This is a genomic window from Rathayibacter sp. AY1F8, assembly GCF_002932165.1.
Taxonomy (GTDB): domain Bacteria; phylum Actinomycetota; class Actinomycetes; order Actinomycetales; family Microbacteriaceae; genus Rathayibacter.
This window is the reverse complement of the sequence record NZ_PSVB01000035.1, coordinates 1-23,620: the sequence shown is the minus strand read 5'-3', so window position 1 is coordinate 23,620 and position 23,620 is coordinate 1. Positions and strand designations below refer to the sequence as shown.

The window sequence follows — 23,620 nt, the reverse complement described above, 5'->3', positions numbered from 1 at the left end:
CCCCCCAGCCCCGGCCCCGCGACGTCGTCGGCATCGTCGGCCTCGTCCTCGCGATCGTCCTCGTCCTCGCGCAGATCGGGCGGACCGCGCTCACCACGGCCATCCCGGTCCTCGCGTTCCAGGGCGGCTTCGACACCACGCAGATCGGGGCGCTCTTCGCCGCCCTCGGGGTCACGATGCTCGTGCTCGCGACGGCGACCGCGATCGTCGGCGTCATCGGCGTCGCGCGGAAGGACCGCGCCCGGCTGCTCTCGGCCGTCACGCTCGGCGTCGGCGCGAGCGTCGCGATCGTCGAGCTGGGCGCGCTCGTCGTCCCGCCCCTGGTCGGCCTCTCCCTCCAGTACTGACGAGGCCCGCCGGAGCGGATCCCTCCGCCCGGCCTCGCAGGATCCGCACGGCGCCGCGTCCGTTCCTCGCGCTCCGCTGCGCCGCGACGGCCCTGCCGGCTCCCCGGCGATGCGCCAGGATGGGGGGCATGACGACACGCGTGGACGGCCTCTTCGTCTACCCGGTGAAGGGCTTGACCCCGCAGCCGCTCCCCCGCGTCGAGCTCACCACAGGCCGCGGCGTCCCCTTCGACCGCACGATCGCCCTCGCCCGCCCCGGCGGCGCCTACCGGCCCGGCATGCGGCACGGCATCTCCAAGCGCGAGTACTTCGTGCTCGTCGCCGAGGCGCGCCTCGCCGGCCTGACCACGCACCTCGACCCCGACAGCGGAGTGCTCACCGTCGACGTCCGCGGCCACCGGGTCCTCTCCGCCGACCTCGGCGCGGAGGACGGACGGGCCGCACTGCGCTCCTTCGCCGCCCGCGTGCTCGACCTGCCGCCCGGCGTCGAGCCCGTGATCGCCCAGGACGCGGGGCGCCGCTACACCGACACGGCCCACAACTCCGATGTCGAGATGGAGTACGTCTCGCTGATCAACCTGGCGAGTGTCCGCGACCTCGCCGAGCGCACCGGCCGGAGCGTCGATCCGCTGCGGTTCCGCGGGAACATCCACCTCGAGGGGCTGCCCGCGTGGAGCGAGCTCGAGCTGCTCGGCCGCGAGCTCACCGCGGGCGGGCTGCGGCTGCGGATCACGAAGGCCACCGAGCGGTGCGCCGCGACCGAGGTCGAGCCGGGCACCGGTCGGCGCGACCTGCCCGTCCCCCGCCTGCTGCACGAGACCTACGGCCACGAGCTCCTCGGCGTCTACGCGGAGGTCCTCGACGGCGGCACGCTCGGCGTGGGCGACGAGCTGGTGCTCCGTGGCTGAGCTGCGGCTCGTGGTGGCCGAGCGCGAGGCGCTCACCCCGGCCGTCACCCGCTTCGTGCTGCGGAGCGAGGACGGCGCCCCGCTGCCCGGCTACTCCGCCGGCGCGCACCTCACGCTCACGACCCCCTCCGGCGAGCGCCGCAGCTACAGCCTCGTCGAGCCGGGATCCGCGGAGCCGTCGCACTACGCGATCGCGGTGCGCCGCGAGCCCGGGGGTCGGGGCGGATCGCGGAGCCTCCACGACGACGTCCGCGTCGGCGACGTCCTCTCCTCCGCGCCGCCCGCGAACACCTTCGCCCTCCGGCCCGCCGCCCGCTACCTCCTGATCGCCGGCGGGATCGGCGTCACCCCGATCCGCGCCATGGCCGCCGAGCTCCGGGCGCAGGGCTCGGCCGTGCAGGTCGTCTACCTCAGCCGCACCCCCGAGGACACCGCGTGGCTCGACGAGTTCTCCGCCGACGGCTCCCTCGTGCACCACAGTGCGATCCACGGCCGGCTCGACCTCTGGCCGCTCGTCGCCGAGCCCGACGACGACGCCCGGATCTACTGCTGCGGTCCGTCCGCGCTGATCGACGAGGTCCTCGCCCTCACGATGCACTGGCGCCCGAGCCGGATCCACGTCGAGGACTTCGCGGGCGTCGACGCCGTCGGCGACCGGGCCGTCCCCTTCGCCGCCGTCTGGGAGCCGACCGGAGCCGTCGTGGAGGTCCCGGCCGACCGCTCGCTCCTCACCGCGCTCCGCTCCTCCGGGATCGACGTCGACTCCTCCTGCGAGTCGGGCACCTGCGGCACCTGCCGCCTGCGCCTCGTCGGCGGGACGGCGGAGCACCGCGACCTGGTGCTGACCCCCGAGGAGCAGGACCGCTGGATCATGCCGTGCGTCTCGCGCTCCGCCGGCGGCGAGCTGGTCGTCGCCCCGGAATGACGGAGCGACGGGGCCGGGCCCCACGCACGCCGGCCGACACGCGTCGGCCGTCGTGTGACGCCGCGTGACGGGCGCCCGGCGCCCGGTCCCCCGCATGCCTAGGCTCCCGGACGGGGGAACACGACCGTCACGACCGAAGGACTTCCGATGACCAGCACCTCCGTCCGCACCCAGCTCGACGAGTTCACCGTCGGCTTCGACGAGACGGTCGGCCCCGAGCTCGCCGCCGTCTTCTCCGGCGAGCGCGACGACCTCGTCGCCGCCGGCGCCCCGAGCGGAGCCGTCACCGCCGGCGACGCGCTCCCCGCCGCCTCCGTCGTGACCGTCGACGGCGACACCGTCGACCTCGCGGACGTCCTCGGCGCGGGCCCGGCCGTCCTCGTCTTCTACCGCGGAGCCTGGTGCCCGTACTGCAACATCACGCTCAAGCACTACAACGAGACCCTCGCCCCCGAGCTCGCGTCGCGCGGAGTCGCCCTCGTCGCGATCAGCCCGCAGACCCCCGACGGGTCGCGCGCGGCGGTCGCGAACGGCGACCTGGGCTTCACCGTCGTCTCCGACCCCGGCAACACGCTCGCGAGCGCTCTCGGCATCGTCACCGCCCCCAGCGGCGACGCGCAGGAGGCGCACACCGCGCTCGGCTTCGCCGTGAAGGACAGCAACGCCGACGACACCCCGGCCGTCCCGTACCCGACCGTCCTGGTCGTCGACGCCGACCGGATCGTCCGCACGGCGGACGTGCACGTCGACTACACGACGCGCACGGAGACCGAGGAGATCCTCGCCGCTGTCGACGCGCTCTGACGCCTCCGCTCGCACCCTGAGCACGCGCGGCGGTCGAGCGCACCCCCTCGCCCGCCGCGCCGCCGCTCCCTAGGCTCGACCCGTGACAGCGGAGACGGACGTGCTCGTGGTCGGCGGCGGTCCGGTCGGACTGCTGCTCGGCGCGCTCCTGGCGCGGGCCGGAGTGGACGTGCAGGTGTGGGAGCGGCGCTCCTCGGTGCCGAGCGGCTCGCGGGCGATCGGCATCCATCCGCCGTCGCTCGACGCGTTCGCCGCGATCGGCGCCGATGCTCCCGTGCTGGCCGAGGCCACCCGGGTCCGCGAGGGCGTCGCGCGCAGCCGGGGCCGCACCCTCGGCACGCTCTCGTTCGCGCGCGCCTCCGCGACGCACCCCTACGTCGTCACCCTCGACCAGCACCGCACCGAGGCGATCCTCCGCGAGAGCCTCGAGGCGGCGGCCCCGGACGCGCTGCGCCCCGGGGTCGCGCTGACCGGCCTGCTCCGTCGGGGCTCGACCGTCGAGGCGACCGGCACCGGACCGGGCGGCGAGCCGGTCTCCGTCCGCGCCGCCTTCGTCGTGGGGGCCGACGGCGCCCGCAGCACCGTCCGCGATCTGCTCGGGATCCGCACCACCGGCCGCGACTACCCGGACCGCTACGTGATGGGCGACTTCGCCGACCCCGAGCCCGGCGGTCTCACCGGCACCGCGCTGGTCGACGTCGGTCCGGCCGGAGTGGTGGAGTCCTTCCCGCTCCCGGGCGGTCGGCGCCGGTACGTCGCCCTGAGCGGCCCGGACCGCTCCCTCGGCGCCCCCGCCTGGCGGCCCGAGGAGGCCCCCGACCAGGAGGCCGCGCTCGCCCTGGCCGCCGCTGTCCGCGACCGGACGGGCGCCGACGCCGACCCGGAGACCTGCACGATGCTCAGCGGCTTCCAGGTGCGGCGCCGCGAGGCCGAGCGGATGGGCGTCGGCCGCGTCGTGCTCATCGGCGACGCCGCGCACGAGATCAGTCCGATCGGCGGGCAGGGCATGAACCTCGGCTGGCTCGACGCCGCCGAGCTCGCCCCGCTCCTGGCCGGTGCCGTGCGCCGCGGCGAGGCCGGCCCCTGGCCCGGCTTCGCCCGGCGGCGCACCACCGCGGCCCGGCGCGCGGCGCGGCAGGCGGAGGCGAACATGGCCCTCGGACGCCCGCTCGGCTCGCTCGCGCACCGCGGCCGCGAGGCGTTCCTCCGCACCGCCCTCGCCCTGCCGACCTCGGACCTGCTCGCCCGCGTCTACGCGATGCGCTGGTCCTGAGGGCGGCCGGTCAGCCGACCAGCCGCGCGCCCGCCAGCCCGAGCTCGACCACCAGCACGAGCGAGGCCGCGATCACCAGCCGGAACAGGGTGCGCGTCGGCGGACCGGTCAGCACCAGGCGGATGCCCGCCGCGGCGAGCACGACCACCGCGAGGGTCCCGATCACCGCGAGCACCACGCCTGTCCCGCGCACCGGCTGGTCGCCGACGAGCTGTCCGACGAGCACGAGCAGCGCGGCCACCACCAGCGACCCGAAGGCGACGACTCCGGAGAGCCGCAGGCCGAGGCGGTGCGGGAAGCCGCGGACCCCGGTGGCCTCGTCGTCGACCAGGTCGGGGAGCACGTTCGTGCAGTGGATCGCGATGCCGAACACGGCGCCGGTCGCGATCGCCCACCAGGCGGGGAGCCGGCCGTCGCCCGCCGCGACCGCCACCACCGGCAGCAGCCCGAAGGCGACCACGAAGGGAGCGACCGACCAGACCGTGCGCTTGAGCCCCGCGTCGTAGGCCCAGCCCGCGGCGACCAGCACCAGGTGCGCGACCGCGGCGACCGGTCCGAGCAGCAGCGAGAGCACCACGGCGGCCGCCGCCGTCCCCAGTGCGGCGGCGCGGACGGCGCCCACGCCGATCAGCCCCTGCGCGACCGGCTTGTCGGTGCGCCCCACCGCGCGGTCGCGGTCGGCGTCGATCCAGTCGTTCGCGAGCCCGATCGAGAGCTGCCCGAGCAGCACGGCGAGCGCCACCAGCACGACCTGCCCGAGCGGATGCCCGGACGCCGCCGCGATCACGGTCGCCAGCACGGTGACCGTCACGGTCGGCCCGGGGTGCGACGAGGCCAGCAGGAGTCGCACCCGGGACGTCATCCCGCCAGCCTACGGTCGCGGCGGCACAGCGGGGCGCCGGTCGCGCTCCCCGCCCCGGAGCGGGATCCAGCGTGGTTCGAGCGCGGCGCCCTCATCAGCCCGCGACGGGAATGGCCCGGGATGGGGCAGGGTTGCACCACCCGGCATCCCGACTCAGGAAGAAGGCCTCGTGGACCTCGTGCACTGGCTATTCGACGCGCAGATCGTCATCGGCGAGCAGACCGTCCTCTGGCGGGAGGTCATCGGCAACGTCTTCGGGCTCCTCAGCGCCCTCGGCGGGATGCGGCGGAAGGTCTGGGCCTGGCCCGTCGGCCTCATCGGCAACGTGCTGCTGTTCACGGTCTTCATGGGCGCCCTGTTCGGCACTCCCAACCCCGTCAACCTGCTCGGCCAGGCCGGGCGGCAGGTGATGTTCATCCTGGTCAGCGTCTACGGCTGGTACCGGTGGACCCACCGCCCCGACGACTCGACCACCTTGATCGAGCCGCGCTGGGCGTCGTGGCGCACCCGCGGCCTGCTGGTGCTCGGGATGGTCGGCGGCACCGCGGTGCTGACCCCGGTGTTCCGCGCGCTCGGCTCCTACGAGCCGGTCTGGAGCGACGCGTGGATCTTCGTCGGCTCCGTCCTCGCCACCTACGGCATGGCGAAGGGCTGGACCGAGTTCTGGCTCATCTGGGTGGCCGTCGACCTGGTCGGCGTGCCGCTGCTGTTCTCGGCCGGCTACTACGCGTCGGGGCTGATGTACGTCTTCTACGGCGCGTTCACCCTGGTCGGCTTCTTCGTCTGGATGCGGCAGGGCACCCGTCCGTCCGCCGCTCCGATCACGGTCGGCTAGCTCTAGCAGCCTGCCGCCGCCGGCGGAAGTGGCCGTGCGGGAGGCGCTGTCGGTGGTCCACTGGGAGCGGAGGCGCCCGCCTCCCCCACCCGGAACGGACGCCATGCTCTCCCTCGTCTACTCCAGCCGCACCTCCGCCGGCTTCACGGACGCCGACCTCCCCGCGCTGCTCGCCCAATGCCGCGCGAACAACGAGCGCCTCGGCCTGACCGGCATGCTCCTGCACCGCGACGGCCGATTCCTCCAGGTGCTCGAGGGGCCGGACGCGGTCCTGCGCGAGCGGATGGCCGTCATCGCCGCCGACGAGCGCCACGCGCAGCTGCGCACCCTCCTCGAGGAGCCGATCCGGGAGCGGCTGTTCCCGGAGTGGTCGATGGCGTTCGAGTCCGCCGCCGACGCCGACGCCGCCGGGCTCCGCACCTCCTTCGACGACCTCGACGACGCCGAGGCCGAGAGCGCGACGCTCCCGGCCCTGCGCGAGCTCATCCGCTTCTTCCGCGAGCGGAGCTAGGCGGAGCTAGGCGGAGCTAGGCGGAGCTGGGCCGAGCTGGGCGGAGCGATACGGGACGCCGGGATCGCGGCCGGTCCGCCGCCGGAACCCGACGCCCGTCAGTCCTCCGCCGAGGGAGGAGCGAGCCGGTCGAGCCGCGCCAGGAGCGGGGCGAAGCCGTCGCCGAGCAGGGCGCTCAGCGGCTCGCCGAACCAGAACCGCCAGACGGCGTCGAGCTCCTCGCCGGTGATCCGTCCTCGGCGCAGGAGGATGCTCGCGATCGGGGCCGCCTCAGACGCGTACTCGTCGCGGGGAGCGCCGTCCTCGCGACCCGGCTCGAGTCCGTACGGATCGACCCCGTCGAGCTCCCGCAGGACGGCCGCCACCGTCGCGTCACCGCGTTCCGCGGTCGCGCCGTCCTGATCCGTCGGTGCTCGGCGCTTCATCGCGAGAAGGTACCGAGCCCACTCCTCGTCGTCCATTCGTCGTCTCCGATCTCTCCGGATGCCGCGCCTTCTCGAGGCCTTTCTCTTCCTTCGGCGCCGGCTTGTCGAGGCACGGGGGAACCGCCTCTCCGACGGCTTGTCATCCCCCCGCGAGAAAGGCGCGGACGCCTTCCCGCGTCAGCCCCGAGGCGACGGCGAGCCGGTGCTCTCCGGCCCCGAGTCGGGCGGCTCCGCGGAGGGCCGCGGCCCTTTCTCCGCCCTCGCCGGAAGTCCCGCTCCGGAATGCCGCGAATTCCGCGGACACCTTATCGAGAGCGTCGACGACATCGCCGGACACGCTCTCCGGCGGCTCGCCGAGATCGATGCGCCAGCCTCTCCCGGACTTCTCGTCGCTGTCGTTCACACGCGGGAAAGTACCCCGGACCGCAGGGCAGCGCCTGTGATCGCCCGACGCCGTCGCGCCCCAGGGATCCGTCGTCGACGTCCGAGCACACACGCCTCCCGGTCCGGAGAGGACGGCCTTCGAGGACTGTCCCGCGGACCTCGTCGCCGTGCTCCGCTCCGATGCGGCCTTCGCCTCGGCCGAGGTCTTCGACGGCTGACCCGACCGCGTCGACCACCCGCTGCGACGACCGCGGGGCGGAGGCGCGGATCGCGTCGTTCCGGCGCGCCCGCACCAGCGGTGCCGGAACGTCCGACCGATCCGGGAGCGGCACCCGTCCGAGCCGTCGAGGTTCCGTCGGTGTGCAGGCCCCCGCGCCGAGGGACGTAAAGTGTGCTCACACGCGCCCGCGGACGGGCGAGCCGCCCGTGAGGGCGCCCCGGTCCTGCGTCGGAGGCGCCGATCACAGAGAGCCGCGGTGCCCGATGCCGGAAGACAAGCCCGCGTCGCGGGCGCCGAGCATCTACGACGTCGCCCGCGCGGCCGGCGTCTCGCACCAGACCGTCTCCCGGGTCCTGAACGACCACCCGAGCCTCCGCGCCGAGACGAAGAAGCGCGTGCTCGAGGTCATGGCCGAGCTCGACTACCGCCCCAACCTCGCCGCGCGGGCACTGGTCACCAGCCGCACCCGCACCGTCGGCGTGCTGTCCTCGCAGAGCCTGCAGTACGGTCCGGCCTCCAGCATCCAGGCCATCGAGGTGGCGGCGCGCGACGCGGGCTACCTCGTCGTCACAGCCAACGTCGACGGCACCGACGGCGCGTCGATCCAGGCCGGGATCCGGCATCTGCTCAACCAGGCGGTCGAGGGCCTCGTGGTCGTCGCCCCGCAGATCCGCGTCTTCGACATCCTGTCCGGAGTCGCGCTGCGCATCCCGCACGTGACGCTGCAGACGAGCGAGGACGACCGCGACGACGCGCTCTACGTCGACCAGATGGCCGGCGCCCGCATCGCCACCGGGCACCTGATCGACCTCGGGCACACCGAGATCGTGCACCTCGCCGGCCCGCAGGACTGGATCGAGGCCGAGGCGCGGATGCGCGGCTACCTCGCCGAGCTCGACCACCGCTCGATCCCGCTGCGCCCGCCGCTGCTCGGCGACTGGAGCGCCGAGCACGGCCACCGCGTGGGCCTCGAGCTCTCGCGCTTCCTCGACTTCACCGCGGTGTTCGCGGGGAACGACCAGATGGCGCTCGGACTGATGAGCGCGTTCCACGAGCGCGGGGTCCGCGTGCCGGAGGACGTCAGCGTCATCGGCTTCGACGACATCCCCGAGGCGGCGTTCTACTGGCCGCCGCTGACCAGCGTCCGCCAGGACTTCGTGGAGCTCGGACGCCGGTGCGTGGCCGCACTGCTCAGCCTGATCGAGGGCGACCGGCCGGAGAAGGCGGCGCCGATCGCTCCGCAGCTGGTCGTCCGCGGATCCACGGCCGTCCCCCGGAGCGCGAGCGTCACCGCCTCGCGCTGACCGGCGGCCGCGACGCCCTCGCGCCGCGACCGCCCGGGATCACTCGCCGTGAGCGGCGATCGACACGTCGTTCCAGCGCTTCCAGGTCTCGAGGCGCGACTCGTAGTCCGCCGTCGCGATGCCCAGCGGCGCGCGCCCGAAGAAGATCCGCAGCGGCGGCTCGTCCGCGTCCACGACCGCGAGGATCCCGAGGCGCGAGGCCCGCGGGTCGCCCTGCTGAGCGGCGGAGGGGCGTCGGCTCGCTGCCTCCCGGACCTCGTCGTACGCGGCGATCGGCTCGCTGCGCGACGCGGAGGGACCGGACCAGTCGGTCGAGTACCCGCCGGGCTCGACGAGGGTCACGTGGATCCCGAAGCCGGCGACCTCGGCGGCCAGCGACTGGGTGAAGCCCTCGAGCGCCCACTTCGACGCGTGGTACGCGCCGATCGAGGGGAACGCGCTGATGCCGCCGATGCTCGACACCTGGACGATGTGGCCCGAGCCCTGCTCGCGGAGGATCGGCAGCGCGGCCTGGGTGACCCAGAGGGCGCCGAAGACGTTGGTCTCGAGCTGCGCGCGGAACTCCTCCTCGGTGAGCTCCTCGATCATGCCGAAGTGCCCGTAGCCAGCGTTGTTGATCACGACGTCCAGTCGGCCGAACCGGTCGGCCGCGGCCTGCACGGCGGCGAAGCCGGCCTCGCGGTCGGTCACGTCGAGGGTCAGCGGGAGGAACGTGTCCGGGTACTCCTCGACGAGGGCGTCGAGGGTCTCGATCCGGCGGGCGGTCCCGGCGACCGAGTCGCCGCGCTCGAGCGCCGCCTCGGCCCACTCGCGGCCGAAGCCCTTCGAGGCGCCGGTGATGAACCAGGTCTTCGTCATGGTGTGCGTCCTTTCGACAGTGCTGGACGCAACGCCGACGGCTCCGGCTCCCTTCCGGGGCCGGGGACCCTTGACAGCACCGCTCCGAGAGCGGACGACGCGCCGCGGGTGTCCCGTTACCGAGTCGAGACGTGCGCGTTGACACGAACGGCGCCGTCGGGTCTAGCATGACGCAATGTGATCGCTCACATGGCATCACATCTCCGCCCCGATCCCGAGGGCGGCCCTGCATCCACTGCATTCAATGACGAAGGAATCACAGTGACCACAATGAAGCGCGCTCTCATCGCCGGCATCGCCGGCGGAGCGATGATCCTCTCCCTCGCCGCCTGCTCCTCCGGAACCGGTGGCGGCTCGGGCTCGGGATCCGGCGACGGCGGCCTCGTCGGCGTCGCGATGCCGACCAAGTCGTCCGAGCGCTGGATCGCTGACGGCAACAACGTCAAGTCGCAGCTCGAGGAGGCCGGCTACAAGGTCGACCTGCAGTACGCCGAGGACGACATCCCCACCCAGGTCTCGCAGCTCGAGAACATGATCACCAAGGGCGCCAAGGCCCTGATCGTCGCCTCGATCGACGGCACCACCCTCACGAGCGTGCTCGAGGAGGCCAAGGCCAACGACATCCCCGTCATCGCCTACGACCGCCTCATCCGCGACTCCGAGAACGTGGACTACTACGCCACGTTCGACAACTACAAGGTGGGCGTCCAGCAGGCCACCTCGCTCCTCGCGGGCCTCGGTCTCACCGACCTCACCGGCGCGAAGGCCGCCGACGCCCCCGCCGGCCCGTTCAACGTCGAGCTGTTCGCCGGCAGCCCCGACGACAACAACGCCACGTTCTTCTTCAACGGCGCGATGGACACCCTCCAGCCGTACATCGACGACAAGACGCTCGTCGTGAAGTCCGGCGAGACCGACTTCAACACCGTCGCCACGCTCCGCTGGGACGGCGAGGTCGCCCAGAGCCGCATGGAGGACATCCTCACCAAGACGTACTCCGACGGCTCCAAGGTCCAGGGCGTCCTCTCGCCCTACGACGGCCTCAGCCGCGGCATCATCTCGGCTCTGACCGACGCCGGCTACACCGTCGGCTCCGACTTCCCGATCATCACCGGTCAGGACGCCGAGCTCGACTCCGTCAAGGCGATCATCGCCGGCGAGCAGTACGCGACCATCTACAAGGACACCCGCGAGCTCGCCAAGGAGGCCGTGAAGATGGCCCAGGCCGTGCTCGAGGGCACCGAGCCCGAGGTCAACGACACCGACACCTACGACAACGGCAAGAAGGTCGTCCCGTCCTTCCTGCTCGAGCCGGTCATCGTCACCAAGGACCAGATCCAGTCCGTCCTCGTCGACGGCGGCTACTACACCGACGCGGAAGTGAACGGCTAGTCCTCTCTCCTCACCCGAGAAGGAACACCCCGGGAGGGCGCCCACCGGGCGCCCTCCCCCACTACGAAGGAAGGGAGGCGGCGTGACCTCGAACATCCTCGAGATGCGCGGCATCACCAAGACGTTCCCGGGCGTGAAGGCGCTCCAGGACGTCACGCTCAACGCACAGCGCGGCGAAGTCCACGCGATCTGCGGGGAGAACGGCGCCGGCAAGTCGACGCTGATGAAGGTCCTGTCGGGCGTCTACCCGCACGGCACCTACGAGGGCGACATCGTCTTCGAGGACGAGGTGATGCAGTTCTCCAGCATCCGCGACTCGGAGGCGAAGGGCATCGTCATCATCCACCAGGAGCTGGCCCTCAGCCCCTACCTCTCCATCGCGGAGAACATCTTCCTCGGCAACGAGGTGCGCGGCTTCGGCGGCCTGATCGACTGGAACAAGACCAACCAGGAGGCCGCGGCGCTGCTGGCCCGCGTGGGTCTGCGCGAGAACCCGACCACCAAGATCATGGAGATCGGAGTCGGCAAGCAGCAGCTCGTCGAGATCGCGAAGGCGCTCTCCAAGCGGGTCAAGCTGCTCATCCTCGACGAGCCCACCGCGGCCCTGAACGACGAGGACTCGGACCACCTGCTCGACCTGATCCTGCACCTCAAGGAGCAGGGCATCACGTCGATCATCATCAGCCACAAGCTGAACGAGATCAAGAAGATCGCGGACACCGTCACGGTCATCCGCGACGGCAAGACCATCGAGACGATCGCTCACGACGACGTCACCGAGGACCGCATCATCAAGGACATGGTCGGCCGCGACCTCGACCACCGCTACCCGGACCACACGCCGCACATCGGCGAGGAGATCCTGCGCGTGGTCGACTGGACGGCCCACCACCCCCAGGACCCGACCCGCGTCATGGTGGACAAGGTCAACCTGACGGTGCACCGCGGCGAGATCGTCGGCATCGCCGGGCTCATGGGCGCCGGGCGCACCGAGTTCGCGATGAGCCTCTTCGGCCGCTCCTACGGCAGCCGCATCTCCGGCCAGGTCTTCAAGGCCGGCAAGGAGATCAAGATCCGCAACGTCTCGGAGGCGATCGCCCACGGGCTCGCCTACGCGACCGAGGACCGCAAGCACTACGGCCTCAACCTCATCGACGACATCAAGCGGAACATCTCGCTCGCGTCGCTCGACAAGGTCGCCCGCGGCGGACTCGTCGACGACAACCGCGAGTTCGAGGTCGCCAACGAGTACCGCGGCAGCATGAACATCAAGTCGCCGACCGTGCTCGCCAAGACCGGGAAGCTCTCCGGCGGCAACCAGCAGAAGGTCGTCCTGTCGAAGTGGATCTACTCCGACCCGGACGTCCTCATCCTCGACGAGCCCACCCGCGGCATCGACGTGGGTGCGAAGTACGAGATCTACACCATCATCAACCGGCTCGCGGCGCAGGGTAAGGGGATCATCGTCATCTCCTCCGAGCTGCCGGAGCTGCTCGGCATCTGCGACCGCGTCTACGCGCTGTCGGAGGGCCGGATCACGGGCGAGCTGCCCATCGCCGAGGCGACGCCCGAGGCGGTCCTCACCCTCATGACCCAGGAGAAGCAACGATGACCGATCTGCAGAACGAACCGTCCACCGCGGCCGGTGCGCAGGTGAAGCCCACCGAGAACGCCTTCACGAAGCGCCTCAGCCACGTGCTGGGCGACCTCGGCAAGAACGGCATCTTCATCGCCCTCATCGTGGTGGTGCTGCTGTTCGAGGTGATGACCGGCGGAATCCTCCTCCGCCCCCAGAACATCTCGAACCTGATCGTCCAGAACGGCTACATCCTGATCCTCGCCATCGGCATGGTGATGGTCATCGTGGCCGGGCACATCGACCTCTCGGTCGGCTCGGTCGCGGCGTTCGTCGGAGCGATCTCGGGCGTCTTCGCGGTCAACATGGGTCTCCCGTGGTGGCTGTCGATCATCCTCTCCCTCCTCATCGGCGCCCTGGTCGGAGCGTGGCAGGGCTTCTGGATCGCCTACGTCGGAATCCCGGCGTTCATCGTGACCCTGGCGGGCATGCTGATCTTCCGCGGCCTGGCGCTCGTCGTCCTCGGCAACGCGAACATCGGCTCCTTCCCGACCGAGTACCGCGCGCTGGGCAACGGCTTCCTCACCGACCTGTTCGGCGAGACCGACCTCGACCCGCTGTCGCTCGTCATCGGCGCGCTCGCGATCGTCGCCTTCGCCGTGCAGTCCGTGCGCACCCGCCGCGGCCGCCAGAAGTACGCGCAGAGCGTCGAGCCGGGCGCCTGGTTCGTCACCAAGCTCGTCCTCGTCTCCGTCGTGATCGCGGCCTTCTCCTTCGCGCTGGCCACCTTCAAGGGCATCCCGGTCACCCTGATCGTGCTCGCCGTGCTCGTCCTGATCTACGGCGTGGTCATGAACCGCTCCGTCTTCGGCCGCCACGTCTACGCGATCGGCGGCAACCTGCACGCCGCGGAGCTGTCCGGCATCAAGACCCGCAACGTCACCTTCTGGCTGTTCGTCAACATGGGCGTCCTCGCGGCGCTGGCCGGCCTCGTCTTCACCGCGCGACTCAACCTCGCCGGCCCGAAGGCGGGCGACGGCTTCGAGCTCGAGGCCATCTCGGCCGCGTTCATCGGCGGCGCGGCGGTCCAGGGCGGCGTCGGCACCATCGGCGGCGCGATCATCGGTGGCCTCATCATCGGCGTCCTGAACAACGGCATGTCGATCATGGGCATCGGCATCGAGTGGCAGCAGGCGGTCAAGGGCCTCGTGCTCCTGCTCGCGGTCGCCTTCGACGTCTACAACAAGCGCCGCTCGGGCGGACGCTAGGCCCTGCGGTCGTGCCCGACTGGTCGCGGTTCCTGCCGCTGAGCACCGGGCCCTCGGTCGACGAGACGGGCGTCAGCAACGACTGGCGCCCCCTCGTCGCCGAGAGGCTCGACCGCCTCGCCGTCCTGGCCGCCTCCCCCTCCACCACGGAGGGCGAGGCGGCCAGTGCCGTCTCCCGGGACGCCCTGCTCGGAGAGCTCGTCGTGCGGCTCTCGAGCAGCACCGGCCAGCGCCTCGCGACGCGGATGGGCGCCCGCGAGGCCTCCTCCCCTCCTCCTCCCGCCGAGATCGCCCCGGCCCTGGCCGCTCTCGCCTCCGCTCGCCGCGCCGGCGCGGGTCCCCGCTCGGTCGCCGAGCTGGTCGAGGTCGTCCGCGTCGAGCTCGCCCTCTCCCCCGAGCCGCTCGCCCTCTCCTCCCGCATCACCGGCGGGGTGGCCCTGGACCGCCTGCAGCGCGCGCCGCTCGCGATCCGCGCCGCCGTCCGCGGTCGCACCCTCGCTCCGACCGACGCGGAGTGGGAGCTCAGCTCCGGCCCCGCCCTGCGCGTGCCGGCCGACGCGATCCTCCGCTTCCTGCTCGGCCTCGGGCCCTTCCCCGCCGAGCCGACCGCCTAGGCGGCGCCGCCTCCTGCCCCCGGGCGGAGGCGGCGCCGCGCCGGTCGTAGCATCGGAGGATGACGCGCTCACTGCCGAGAAGCACCCCGTCCGCCCGCTCCGTCGACGCCGAGGGAGTGCTGGCCTTCGTCGAAGGGGTCGAGGCCGCTCCCGGCGTCGAGCTGCACGGGCTGATGGTGGTGCAGGGCGGCGACGTGGTCGCCGAGGGCTGGTGGGCGCCGTACTCGGCCGAGCGGCTGCACCTCTTCTACTCGCTGAGCAAGAGCTTCACCGCGACCGCCGTCGGCCTCGCGGTCGCCGAGGGCCTGGTCGACCTGGACGCCACCGTCCTCTCGTACTTCCCCGAGCTCGACGACGAGATCACCGACCCGCGCTCGCGTGCGGTCCGCGTCCGCCACGTCCTCGCGATGGCGAGCGGCCACTCCGCCGAGACGATCGACCGTGCCGAGGAGACGGACCCGGCCGACCTGGTGCGCGGCTTCCTCCTCCTCCCGCCGGAGCAGGAGCCGGGCAGCGTCTTCGCCTACAACCAGCCCTGCACCTTCGCCGCCGCCGCGATCGTGCAGCGCGTGAGCGGGCAGTCGCTGACCGACTACCTGCGCCCGCGCCTGCTCGATCCGCTCGGCATCGGCGAGGTCGCCTGGCATCGCGACGACTCGGGGCGCGAGCTCGGCTACAGCGGGCTGCACGCCACCACCGAGGCGGCAGCTGCGCTCGGACTGCTGTACCTGCAGGAGGGGCGCTGGGGCGACCGGCGGATCCTCTCGCCGGAGTGGGTCGCCGAGGCGTCCCGCGCCCACGTCCCGACCCACGAGGACGGCGGACCGGACTGGCAGCAGGGCTACGGCTTCCAGTTCTGGCGGTCGCTGCACGGCTACCGCGCGGACGGCGCGTACGGGCAGTTCAGCCTGATCGTGCCCGAGCGCGAGCTCGTGATCGCGCTGACCGGCCAGACCTCGGACACGCAGACGCTGCTCGCGCTCGCCTGGGAGCACCTGCTCCCCGCCGTCGGCCGCGGGTCCACGGCGGAGGCCGACGCCCGGCTGGCCGACCGGCTGTCGGAGCTCGCCCTGCCCCCGCTCGAGGGCGCCTCCCCCGCGACCGGGAGCTACACGCCGGTCGGATCGTGGCCCGACGCCGTCGAGGTGACGGCCGACGAGGGCGGCTGGACGCTCGCGCTGACCGAGGGCGACGAGCGCTTCACGGTGACGCCCGGCGCGGGAGCCTGGACCGTCGACGGGCCGTTCGCGGCGAGCGCCGGACCCTCGGGCGACGGAGTCCTGGTCGACGTCGTGTTCCTCGAGACCCCGCACCGCCTGCACGTCGAGCTCGCTCCCGACCGCACCGCCCGCGTCCGCTGGGAGACGGAGCCGCTGCACGACGGCCCGCTCGCCGGGCTGCGCGCCCCGCGCTGACGGCAGGACCCGCTCCGCTCCTCCGTCGCGGGCGGCCCGTCCGCCCCTCGGCGACGGGCCGTTCGCGACGGATCGAGAGGGGTCGCGCTCGGCCGTGCGGACCGCGCGCATCGGGCGGTGCACACCGGGGGTCGACGAGTCGAGGAGCGGAGTGGGCACGAGGGTCCTTCCTGGGGGGCGGCGCTCTGGCACAATCGTCGGAGCGCTGCTCCGGAACATTGCGGAGCACTGCTCCGGAACGTGGTGGAGCTGCGCTCGGAGAAATTACGGAGCGCCGCTCCGAAAAGCAAGGAGGACCGATGAGCGACCGTGTGCCCCGCACGCCCGGCCGACCGCGGACGAGTCGCGACGCCCTGCTCGCCGCCGCGGCGACGGTGTTCGTGGCCTCCGGCGTGGACGCGCCGGTCCGCGAGATCGCGGCGGAGGCCGGCGTCGGCATGGGGACGATCTACCGGCACTTCCCGACCCGCTCGGAGCTCGTGGTCGCCGTCTACCGCCACCAGGTCGAGGCCTGCGCGGAGGCGGGCCCACGGCTGCTCGCCGACAGCGCGACCCCGGAGGCAGCCCTCCGGGCCTGGGTCGCCCACTTCGTCGACCTCCTGGTGACCAAGCACGGCCTCGCCGGTGCGCTCCAGGGCGACAGCGCCGGATCCGACGCCCTGCACGCCTACTTCGTGGAGCGGCTCGTCCCCGTCTGCGGCGACCTGCTCGAGGCGGCACGACCCGCCCGGATCCCGGCGTCGAGTCTCAGCGGCTACATGCTCCTCAAGGGCATCGGCAACCTCTGCATCGGCGCCGCCCACGATCCGGACTACGACGCCGACACCCTCGTGCAGGCCCTCGTCACCGGAGCGCTGCAGGCGGATCAGCCCTGATGGCCTCCACGGTCCGCTCGACCGCGTCCTCGACCGCCGCCCTGCGGCTCGCGTCGTCCTCGCGCTCGGACTCGTGGACGAAGACGGCTGCGCCGCGCCGGGCTCCGCAGTAGTCGATGATCCCGTGCTGGATCTGCATCAGCAGCGCCTGCTCGTAGCCGTGCCGCTCGTAGGTCCCGGCGGAGTCCCCCGCGACGAGGACGAGGTGGACGGTCAGAGCGCCGAGCCTGCGCTGCGTGCCGTGGACGGGGTCGATGTCGAAGGCCCAGCCGGCGAGGAAGACGCGGTCGATCCAGCCCTTCAGCAGCGCGGGCATCGACCACCAGTAGACGGGGAAGACGAGCACGAGGTGGTCGACGCCGTCGAGCCGGCGCTGCTCGCGGAGGACGTCGTCGGGAACCGGGCCGACACCGCGGTAGCGGTCCCGGTCGGCCGCGCCGAACCGCGGGTCGAAGCGCTCGGCGTCGAGGTCGGCCGTCTCCACTCCGTCGGGGCCGAGCTCGTCCCGCAGCCGCCGGGCGAGGGCGGCGGTGAGGGAGTCGCGGTCGGGGTGCGCGGTGACGAGGAGGGTGCTCACCGCTCCAGTGAACCGCACCCGCCCTGCGGCACCCCTGGCAGGATGACCCGGTGACTCCGCACCGCTCCCCCCGCCGCCCCGACGTCGTCTCCGTCGAGCTCGCCGGCGGACCGGAGCCGCTCGAGCTCGCCCTGCACGAGCACGACCCCGAGTGGTCCGCCCTGTTCGAGGAGCACCGGCGGCGCATCCTCGAGGCCGTCCCGGGCGTGCGGGTCGAGCACATCGGCTCGACCTCCGTCCCGGGCCTGCCCGCGAAGCCGATCGTCGACGTGCTGGTCGTCGTGCCCGACGTCACGGCGGAGGAGGACCACGTCGCGCCGCTGCTCGCGGCCGGCTACGTCCTGCGCACCCGCGAGCCCGGGCACCGGCTCGTCCGCACGCCCGGACGGGACGCCCACGTCCACATCTACGAGGAGGGTCATCCCGCGATCGACGCGTACCTCCTCCTGCGCGACCGGCTGCGCACCGACCCGGCCGACCGCGAGCTCTACCGCAGCACGAAGGCGTCTCTCCTCCTCCGGCGCTGGGAGGACGGGAACGACTACGCCGAGGCGAAGTCCGCCGTGATCGCGGCCATCCTCGAGCGCGCGAGATCCTCGCAGCCCTGAGATCGATATCCGGAAGAACTGAGCGGGCTCGATAGCGCTCGCCAGGCGGTCGGCGGCTAGGCCGCACCGCACGTTCGATCGCCTCGAGCCCTCCGGCTCGGGGGCGATCGCGGTTCGGGCGTCGGAGCTTCCGAATGTCCATATGTGAAAACCTAGGGGTATTAGGATCAACGCGTGCCCCGTCGCTCCCTCACCCGCTCCGCCGTCATCGATCGCGCCGCCGCGATCGCCGACGCCGATGGTCTCGCCGCCGTGACCCTGGCCGCCGTCGCCCGCTCGCTCGAGGTGCAGACGCCGAGCCTCTACACGCACGTCCGCGATCTCGCCGCACTCCGCGACGGCGTCACGGTCCTGGCCCTCGACGAGCTGTCCGACCGCATCGCCGTCGCGATCGCCGGACGCTCCGCCCGGGAGGCGCTGGACGGCTTCGCCGACGCCCACCGCTCCTTCGCGCGCGAGCGGCCGGGCCTGTGGGAGTCGCTGCAGCGCACTGCGGGGCCGGACGCGGTCGCCGCCCCGGCCGCCCGCCGCGTCGTGCAGCTCACAGATGCGGTCCTCCTCGGCTACGCGATCCCCGCCGAGGACCGGGTGCACGCCGTCCGAGTGACGGGCGCCGCTCTGAACGGCTTCCTCACCCTCGAACGGCTCGGGAGCTTCGCGCACAGCAGCCCGACCCCCGCGCAGTCGTGGAGCGAGCTCCTCGCCTGCCTGCACTTTCTTTTCAGCCACTGGACCCGCCGGAAGGACATCCCCGCATGATCAGCACACCCCTCACCGAACGGCTCGTCCACGGCGCGATCGAGCTGGAGGAGGTGCCCCGCGGAGTCCGGCCGCACCGCCTCCCCCGCGCGGTCCGCGAGCGCGATGCGGATGCGCAGCTCCTGCTGATGGAGGCGCAGCCCTCGGGTGTCCGGATCTCCTTCGTCACCGAGGCGCGACGGATCGAGCTCGACGTGCACGCGACACGGGTCGCCTATCGGGGGCTGCCCCGGCCGCGCGGCGCAGTCGACGCGGTCGTCGACGGCGAGATGACCGCCTCCCACGCGCTCACCGGAGGCGACGCGATCGAATTCGACCTCGCGACCGGTGACCGGGCCCTCCTCCCCGGACCTCTCGACACGGTCGGGCTCGACCTCCCGGCCGGGCCGTCTCGCGTGGAGCTGCTCCTCCCGCACAACGAGGCGGTGGACCTCGTGGCCCTGCGCTCCGACGCACCGCTCGAACCCGCGCCGCTCTCCGGCCCCGTCTGGCTGCACCACGGCAGTTCGATCAGCCAGGGCTCGAACGCGGCGCGCCCCTCGGGCATCTGGCCGGCCGTGGCCGCCCGGGCGAGCGGCGCCCGCCTGGTGAACCTCGGCTTCGGCGGGAGCGCACTCGTCGACCCCTTCACCGCTCGCGTGATGCGGGACACTCCTGCCGACCTGATCAGTGTCGCGCTCGGCATCAACCTCGTGAACCTCGACGGCATGCGCCGCCGCACCTTCGTGCCGGCGGTGCACGGCTTCCTCGACACGATCCGCGAGGGCCATCCCGCGACGCCGCTGCTCCTCGTCACTCCGCTCTTCTGCGGGATCCACGAGGACACGCCGGGGCCGGGCGACGTCGATCCCGCGTCCTTCACGACCGGGGCGCCGCGCTTCGTCGCGACCGGCGACCCGGGCGACACCGCGAACGGACGGCTGACCCTGCGGATCGTCCGCGAGGCGCTGGCCGAGGTCGTCGCCGCGCGCTCCGACGACCCGGACCTGCGACTGCTCGACGGGCTCGCGCTCTACGGGCCGGACGACGCCCAGCGGCTCCCGCTCCCGGACGGCCTGCACCCGGATCCGGAAGCGCACGAGCTCATCGGCCGCCGGTTCGCGGAGCTCGCCTTCGGCCCGGGCGGGGCGTTCGCGCCGGAGCGCTGAGCGGCCAAGACGGAGCCCGGGCGGCCGTCCGACGCCCGGCCGTCGGTCGATCAGGATGTTGACGTCATCAGACCCTCGTGGAAGCCTGATGTTTGCGTGAACATGCGCGAAGTCCCCGGTGCAAAGGAGCACAGCATGACGTCTCGACCACGAACGGCCGCCGCGGCGGTGGCCGCGCTGCTCGTCGCAGCACTCCTGGGGACAGGAGCGCAGTCGGCCTCGGCCGCCGTGGCCACGGATCCCGACGACGGAGTGCCGCGCACCTCGACGCCCGTGACCTACACCGACTACCCGGCGGTCCAGGACCCGGGCAGCACCGCGGCCGGCTACTTCCAGCCCTACTGGTACGACACCGACGGCCGCCACATCCAGGCGCACGGCGGCCAGATCGTCACCGTCGAGGAGGGCGGTCAGCAGGTCCAGTACTGGTACGGCGAGGACCGCACGAAGGGCTACTGGAACAGCCCCGGAGTCGCGGTCTACCGCTCCACCGACGGCCACAACTGGGAGAACAAGGGCACCGCGCTGCGCAGCGTCTCGGCTCCGGCCGACCTCGAGGCCCCCTACTTCGACGCGCTCTACGACACCGTCGACGACTCCGGAGCCCCTCGCGCCGACCGCATCGCGGAGCTCGACTACCACCTCGACACGACGCAGGCCTCGCCGAACACCGCCATCTTCGAGCGCCCCAAGGTCCTCTTCAACGAGAAGACCGGCAAGTGGGTCATGTGGTGGCACTCCGACGGCCGGACCACGCCGGGCGGCAGCACCTACGCGCGCTCGATGGCGGGAGTCGCCGTCTCGGACAGCCCGACCGGGCCCTTCACGCTCCAGGGCGTCTACCGCCTCTACAACCGCACGGACTACAAGGCCTGCACCACCTCCGCCGTTCCCGGGCAGGCGCGGGACATGACCGTCTTCCAGGACGAGGACGGCACCGCGTACATCTCCTACTCCTCCGAGGAGAACTACTCGCTCTACGTGGCGAAGCTGGACGCCGACTACACCAACGTCGAGCGGACCACCACGACCGACACCCTCGACGCGAACCAGTACTCGGCCGACGGGACGTACCCCTACGTCTTCGCCGACGGTGCGGCCGGAGCACCGGTGCGCGGCACCGACTTCCAGATCGTGAAGGAGTGCGGACACCTCGAGGCGCCCGCGATCTTCGCCAACGGCGGCAAGTACTACACGATCGCCTCCGGAGCGACCGGCTGGGCGCCGAACCCGCAGACCTACTACACCGCCGACTCGATCCTCGGCGCGTGGACCCGCGGAGTCGAGAAGGGCGACGCCGACGAGAACGTCGCCTACAACGCGATCCCGGAGGGCGGCGACGGCCTGCTCTCGATCGGCGACTCCCGCAAGACGACCTTCGGCTCGCAGTCGACGAACGTCCTCACGCTCGCTCCCGGGAAGTACGTCTACATGGGCGACCGGTGGAACGAGGGCAAGTCGGACTCGACCTACGTCTGGCTCCCGATGACGGTCGGTGAGAACGGCCGCCTCGAGATGCGGAACCCGGCTCAGGAGGACCCGGCGCGCTGGGGATCCGGCTGGAACCTCTCCTACTGGGACGACAAGGGGGTCGGCGAGGGCGTCTGGTCGGTCGTGGACGCCCGTCTGCCGAAGCAGGTCCGCCGCGGCGCCGACATCGCCGCCGCGCTCCCCTCGACGGTCTCGGTCGCGAGCAACGGCTCGACCCGCGAAGTCGACGTGACCTGGGCCGCCCCCGGCCCCGCCGAGCTCGGCACGGTGCAGGTGACGGGCACGCTCGCCGCCGACGCCGGGTTCTCCTCCGGCCGCCGCTTCACCCGCACGATCGAGGTGGCGGAGCCGGGCATCGCGAACCTCGCTCCCGGAGCCTCGGTCGCGGTCTCGAGCCGCACGGACCTCGCCGGCAAGCTCATCGACGGCGACGTCAAGGGCAAGGGCTGGGACGACTGGTCCTCATCCGGCTACCCGCGCGACAGCCGCCTCTCCTTCTCCTGGGGCGCGGCGCAGAACCTCGACTCGGTCACGGTCAGCACCTACAAGGACGGTGCGACCGCCACCTGGCCGTCGAGGATCGAGGTCGAGTACCAGGTGAACGGCGCATGGACGACTTCCTCCGTCGCCACCACCCTCAGCCAGGCCGCGACCGGATCCGCCCCGACGGCGATCCTCGACCTGTCCTCCCTGCCCGACACCACGGGCCTCCGCCTGCACCTCACCAGCGCGGCGAACACGTGGCAGTCGGTCTCGGAGGTGCAGATCTGGGGCACCGCGCCGCCGACGAACGTCTGCCGCGTCCCCGGAGCCGCGGTCTCGGCGTCGTTCAGCCAGACGAAGTACGCGACCCTCCCCGCGAAGAACGCCTGCGACGGCAACGTGAGCACCCCCTGGTCGACCTGGACCGACGGCACCTTCGCCGGCAGCGCCGAGTTCATGCTGACGAACACCGAGGCGCACCGCGTCGCCGGGCTCACCTTCACCAACACCGAGGGCACCCTGGCGTCGGTGAGCGTGGCCTACCGCGCCGAGGACGGCACCTGGAAGCCGACCACCGCGCAGAACGTCGCTCCGGCGGCGAACGGCACGCTGACCACGATCCCGTTCGCGGCGGTCTCGGCCACCGGCGTGAAGCTGACCTTCTCCACGCCGGGCTCGTTCCTCAAGATCGGCGAGATCGTCGTCCCCGAGGCGGCCGCCCCGGCGCTGACGGTGCCGGTGACCGTGACGTCGCGCTGCGTCGCCGGGAAGGCGGTGCTGACTGTCCTCGCCAAGAACGGCGGCACCGCTCCGATCGACGTCGCGATGGCCTCGGCCTACGGCTCGAAGACGGTCACCGCGGTGGCCGCGGGCGCGAGCGGATCGGCCGCGTTCACCACCCGCCTGGCGAGCATGCCGGGCAGCCAGGTGACGGTGACCGCCACGGCGGGCTCCGAGACCCTCGCGCAGACGGTGGCCTACCCGGCCCGCGTCTGCTGAGCGCACGGCGGCCGGTCGACCGGTCGTGACGGAGGAGGGAGTGCCCGCGGGCGCTCCCTCCTCTGCATGTGCGGCACATCATCCGAGGCGCAGGGCGAGTGCGGGCTCGAGGCGCGCGGCTCAGGGCTCCAGATGCCGAAGGACGTGCCGGGCCTGGGCGGGAGCGCCGTCACGTCGATCTCCGCGGGCGGGAAGGAACAGCCGCTCCCCCGCAGGCGCTCCCCGAGAAGGAGATCGGTCGCCTGATCGATCCGGCTCAGCGCCGCCTCGTCGAGGAGGTGGGCGCACGAGCAGGGCCGAGCCCGCTGGCGCGCTCCGCGGCACTCCACCCGGAAGCGGGGGTGCAGAGCACTTCGCGCTCCTGGTAGTAATCACAGGCGGGCGCATCGCAGAGCCCGCAGAACTGGACCGTCCGTGACCCGCACCACCCGCGCTCTCGCCGCGTTCGTCCCGACGACGACCCTCGTGCTCTCCGTGGTATTCGCCTCCGCCGCACTCGCGCCCGAGGCGATGACCGCCCCGGAAGCGGTGTCGACGCCGACCGCCGCCTCGCCCGCGGAGGATGCGGCGCCGACTGCGGACCCCTCCGCTCCCGGTGCGGGATCCGGCGCCTCCGACCGCCGCTCCTCGAGCCCCTCCTCCGCGGACCCCGTCGACCCCGCGCAGCCGACGACCGGCTCCTCCCCCGCGGACCGGCCCGCCACAGACCCGCCCGCCGCGGACCGGGTCCTCGCCGGTGAGGGGATCGGCGGCGTCGAC

Annotated in this window: 23 protein-coding genes and 1 pseudogene; 19 read left to right on the top strand and 5 right to left on the bottom strand. The window is 72.6% G+C overall.

Annotation, left to right across the window (positions count from 1 at the left end; translation table 11 throughout):
• The 5 genes from C5C35_RS17080 to C5C35_RS16100 all read left to right on the top strand — a co-directional run.
• The coding region (locus C5C35_RS17080; protein ID WP_181134953.1) for a hypothetical protein at positions 1-347 on the top strand (347 nt) is incomplete at its 5' end.
• Positions 348-475: 128 nt separating this feature from the next.
• Positions 476-1,255: an MOSC domain-containing protein gene (locus C5C35_RS16115; RefSeq protein WP_181134148.1), complete on the top strand. Its 780-nt coding sequence runs from the start codon at positions 476-478 to the stop codon at positions 1,253-1,255.
• Positions 1,248-2,180, top strand: coding sequence for a PDR/VanB family oxidoreductase (locus C5C35_RS16110; RefSeq protein ID WP_104227407.1), 933 nt, complete (start codon positions 1,248-1,250; stop codon positions 2,178-2,180). Before C5C35_RS16115 ends, C5C35_RS16110 begins: the two co-directional genes overlap by 8 nt.
• A 147-nt stretch (positions 2,181-2,327) precedes the next feature.
• Positions 2,328-2,984: a peroxiredoxin-like family protein gene (locus C5C35_RS16105; protein WP_104227406.1), complete on the top strand. Its 657-nt coding sequence runs from the start codon at positions 2,328-2,330 to the stop codon at positions 2,982-2,984.
• A gap of 82 nt (positions 2,985-3,066) precedes the next feature.
• A complete protein-coding gene (locus C5C35_RS16100; RefSeq protein ID WP_104227405.1) occupies positions 3,067-4,257 on the top strand; it encodes an NAD(P)/FAD-dependent oxidoreductase in 1,191 nt (396 codons plus the stop codon).
• Positions 4,258-4,267: 10 nt separating this feature from the next.
• Here the strand turns inward: C5C35_RS16100 and C5C35_RS16095 are convergent, their stop codons facing one another.
• Entirely contained in the window at positions 4,268-5,119 is an 852-nt protein-coding gene (locus C5C35_RS16095; RefSeq protein ID WP_104227404.1) for a UbiA family prenyltransferase, read from the bottom strand.
• Between the two features lie 169 nt (positions 5,120-5,288).
• Between C5C35_RS16095 and pnuC the strand changes: the two genes are divergently transcribed.
• Positions 5,289-5,954, top strand: a complete 666-nt coding sequence (gene pnuC / locus C5C35_RS16090; RefSeq protein ID WP_104227403.1) for a nicotinamide riboside transporter PnuC — start codon at positions 5,289-5,291, stop codon at positions 5,952-5,954.
• Between the two features lie 103 nt (positions 5,955-6,057).
• The gene (locus C5C35_RS16085; RefSeq protein ID WP_104227402.1) at positions 6,058-6,465 is read left to right on the top strand and encodes a BLUF domain-containing protein; all 408 of its coding nucleotides are present in this window, start codon (positions 6,058-6,060) and stop codon (positions 6,463-6,465) included.
• A gap of 98 nt (positions 6,466-6,563) precedes the next feature.
• Here the strand turns inward: C5C35_RS16085 and C5C35_RS16080 are convergent, their stop codons facing one another.
• Entirely contained in the window at positions 6,564-6,890 is a 327-nt protein-coding gene (locus C5C35_RS16080; protein WP_146079020.1) for a hypothetical protein, read from the bottom strand.
• 139 nt (positions 6,891-7,029) lie between these two features.
• Positions 7,030-7,293 (bottom strand): hypothetical protein, encoded by a 264-nt coding sequence (locus tag C5C35_RS16075; RefSeq protein WP_104227400.1) that lies wholly within the window; start codon positions 7,291-7,293, stop codon positions 7,030-7,032.
• Positions 7,294-7,757: 464 nt separating this feature from the next.
• Here C5C35_RS16075 and C5C35_RS16070 point away from each other — a divergent pair, with 464 nt between their 5' ends.
• Positions 7,758-8,798, top strand: a complete 1,041-nt coding sequence (locus tag C5C35_RS16070) for a LacI family DNA-binding transcriptional regulator (protein ID WP_104263569.1) — start codon at positions 7,758-7,760, stop codon at positions 8,796-8,798.
• A 39-nt stretch (positions 8,799-8,837) separates the two neighbouring features.
• On the opposite strand, the gene C5C35_RS16065 is transcribed toward C5C35_RS16070, so the two are convergent.
• Positions 8,838-9,656, bottom strand: coding sequence for an SDR family oxidoreductase (locus C5C35_RS16065; RefSeq protein WP_104227398.1), 819 nt, complete (start codon positions 9,654-9,656; stop codon positions 8,838-8,840).
• A 270-nt stretch (positions 9,657-9,926) separates the two neighbouring features.
• Between C5C35_RS16065 and chvE the strand changes: the two genes are divergently transcribed.
• From chvE to C5C35_RS16035, 6 genes are all read left to right on the top strand, one after another.
• Positions 9,927-11,048: a multiple monosaccharide ABC transporter substrate-binding protein gene (gene chvE / locus C5C35_RS16060; protein WP_104227397.1), complete on the top strand. Its 1,122-nt coding sequence runs from the start codon at positions 9,927-9,929 to the stop codon at positions 11,046-11,048.
• An 82-nt stretch (positions 11,049-11,130) separates the two neighbouring features.
• On the top strand, positions 11,131-12,660 hold the full coding sequence (gene mmsA, locus C5C35_RS16055; RefSeq protein WP_104227396.1) for a multiple monosaccharide ABC transporter ATP-binding protein: 1,530 nt from the start codon (positions 11,131-11,133) through the stop codon (positions 12,658-12,660).
• Positions 12,657-13,892: a multiple monosaccharide ABC transporter permease gene (mmsB, locus tag C5C35_RS16050; protein WP_104227395.1), complete on the top strand. Its 1,236-nt coding sequence runs from the start codon at positions 12,657-12,659 to the stop codon at positions 13,890-13,892. The genes mmsA and mmsB overlap by 4 nt, the downstream gene beginning before the upstream one ends.
• Positions 13,893-13,903: 11 nt before the next feature.
• Entirely contained in the window at positions 13,904-14,506 is a 603-nt protein-coding gene (locus C5C35_RS16045) for a hypothetical protein (RefSeq protein WP_104227394.1), read from the top strand.
• A 59-nt stretch (positions 14,507-14,565) separates the two neighbouring features.
• A complete protein-coding gene (locus C5C35_RS16040; RefSeq protein WP_104227393.1) occupies positions 14,566-15,921 on the top strand; it encodes a serine hydrolase in 1,356 nt (451 codons plus the stop codon).
• A 299-nt stretch (positions 15,922-16,220) separates the two neighbouring features.
• Positions 16,221-16,796 (top strand): TetR/AcrR family transcriptional regulator, encoded by a 576-nt coding sequence (locus tag C5C35_RS16035; protein WP_104227392.1) that lies wholly within the window; start codon positions 16,221-16,223, stop codon positions 16,794-16,796.
• Here C5C35_RS16035 and C5C35_RS16030 read toward each other — a convergent pair.
• A complete protein-coding gene (locus C5C35_RS16030) occupies positions 16,765-17,373 on the bottom strand; it encodes an NAD(P)H-dependent oxidoreductase (protein WP_104227391.1) in 609 nt (202 codons plus the stop codon). The two genes, C5C35_RS16035 and C5C35_RS16030, sit on opposite strands and share 32 nt — an antisense overlap.
• 50 nt (positions 17,374-17,423) lie before the next feature.
• Here C5C35_RS16030 and C5C35_RS16025 point away from each other — a divergent pair, with 50 nt between their 5' ends.
• From C5C35_RS16025 to C5C35_RS16000, 5 genes and pseudogenes are all read left to right on the top strand, one after another.
• Positions 17,424-17,981, top strand: a complete 558-nt coding sequence (locus C5C35_RS16025; RefSeq protein ID WP_104227390.1) for a GrpB family protein — start codon at positions 17,424-17,426, stop codon at positions 17,979-17,981.
• A 174-nt stretch (positions 17,982-18,155) separates the two neighbouring features.
• On the top strand, positions 18,156-18,740 hold the full coding sequence (locus C5C35_RS16020; RefSeq protein ID WP_104224976.1) for a TetR-like C-terminal domain-containing protein: 585 nt from the start codon (positions 18,156-18,158) through the stop codon (positions 18,738-18,740).
• Positions 18,737-19,888: a GDSL-type esterase/lipase family protein gene (locus C5C35_RS16015; RefSeq protein ID WP_104224975.1), complete on the top strand. Its 1,152-nt coding sequence runs from the start codon at positions 18,737-18,739 to the stop codon at positions 19,886-19,888. Before C5C35_RS16020 ends, C5C35_RS16015 begins: the two co-directional genes overlap by 4 nt.
• A gap of 135 nt (positions 19,889-20,023) precedes the next feature.
• The gene (locus C5C35_RS16010; RefSeq protein WP_104227389.1) at positions 20,024-22,861 is read left to right on the top strand and encodes a discoidin domain-containing protein; all 2,838 of its coding nucleotides are present in this window, start codon (positions 20,024-20,026) and stop codon (positions 22,859-22,861) included.
• A gap of 414 nt (positions 22,862-23,275) precedes the next feature.
• Positions 23,276-23,620, top strand: a pseudogene (locus C5C35_RS16000) (hypothetical protein); the annotation flags it as partial.

Excerpts from the sequence above, each read along its gene's own strand:
- C5C35_RS16065 (WP_104227398.1), bottom strand. The coding sequence starts at position 9,656 with ATGACGAAGACCTGGTTCATCACCGGCGCCTCGAAGGGCTTCGGCCGC.
- C5C35_RS16015 (WP_104224975.1), top strand. The coding sequence starts at position 18,737 with ATGATCAGCACACCCCTCACCGAACGGCTCGTCCACGGCGCGATCGAG.
- C5C35_RS16080 (WP_146079020.1), bottom strand. The coding sequence starts at position 6,890 with ATGAAGCGCCGAGCACCGACGGATCAGGACGGCGCGACCGCGGAACGC.
- C5C35_RS16115 (WP_181134148.1), top strand. The coding sequence starts at position 476 with ATGACGACACGCGTGGACGGCCTCTTCGTCTACCCGGTGAAGGGCTTG.
- C5C35_RS16095 (WP_104227404.1), bottom strand. The coding sequence starts at position 5,119 with ATGACGTCCCGGGTGCGACTCCTGCTGGCCTCGTCGCACCCCGGGCCG.
- C5C35_RS16035 (WP_104227392.1), top strand. The coding sequence starts at position 16,221 with ATGAGCGACCGTGTGCCCCGCACGCCCGGCCGACCGCGGACGAGTCGC.
- C5C35_RS16085 (WP_104227402.1), top strand. The coding sequence starts at position 6,058 with ATGCTCTCCCTCGTCTACTCCAGCCGCACCTCCGCCGGCTTCACGGAC.
- C5C35_RS16040 (WP_104227393.1), top strand. The coding sequence starts at position 14,566 with ATGACGCGCTCACTGCCGAGAAGCACCCCGTCCGCCCGCTCCGTCGAC.
- chvE (WP_104227397.1), top strand. The coding sequence starts at position 9,927 with ATGAAGCGCGCTCTCATCGCCGGCATCGCCGGCGGAGCGATGATCCTC.
- C5C35_RS16105 (WP_104227406.1), top strand. The coding sequence starts at position 2,328 with ATGACCAGCACCTCCGTCCGCACCCAGCTCGACGAGTTCACCGTCGGC.
- mmsB (WP_104227395.1), top strand. The coding sequence starts at position 12,657 with ATGACCGATCTGCAGAACGAACCGTCCACCGCGGCCGGTGCGCAGGTG.
- C5C35_RS16010 (WP_104227389.1), top strand. The coding sequence starts at position 20,024 with ATGACGTCTCGACCACGAACGGCCGCCGCGGCGGTGGCCGCGCTGCTC.
- C5C35_RS16070 (WP_104263569.1), top strand. The coding sequence starts at position 7,758 with ATGCCGGAAGACAAGCCCGCGTCGCGGGCGCCGAGCATCTACGACGTC.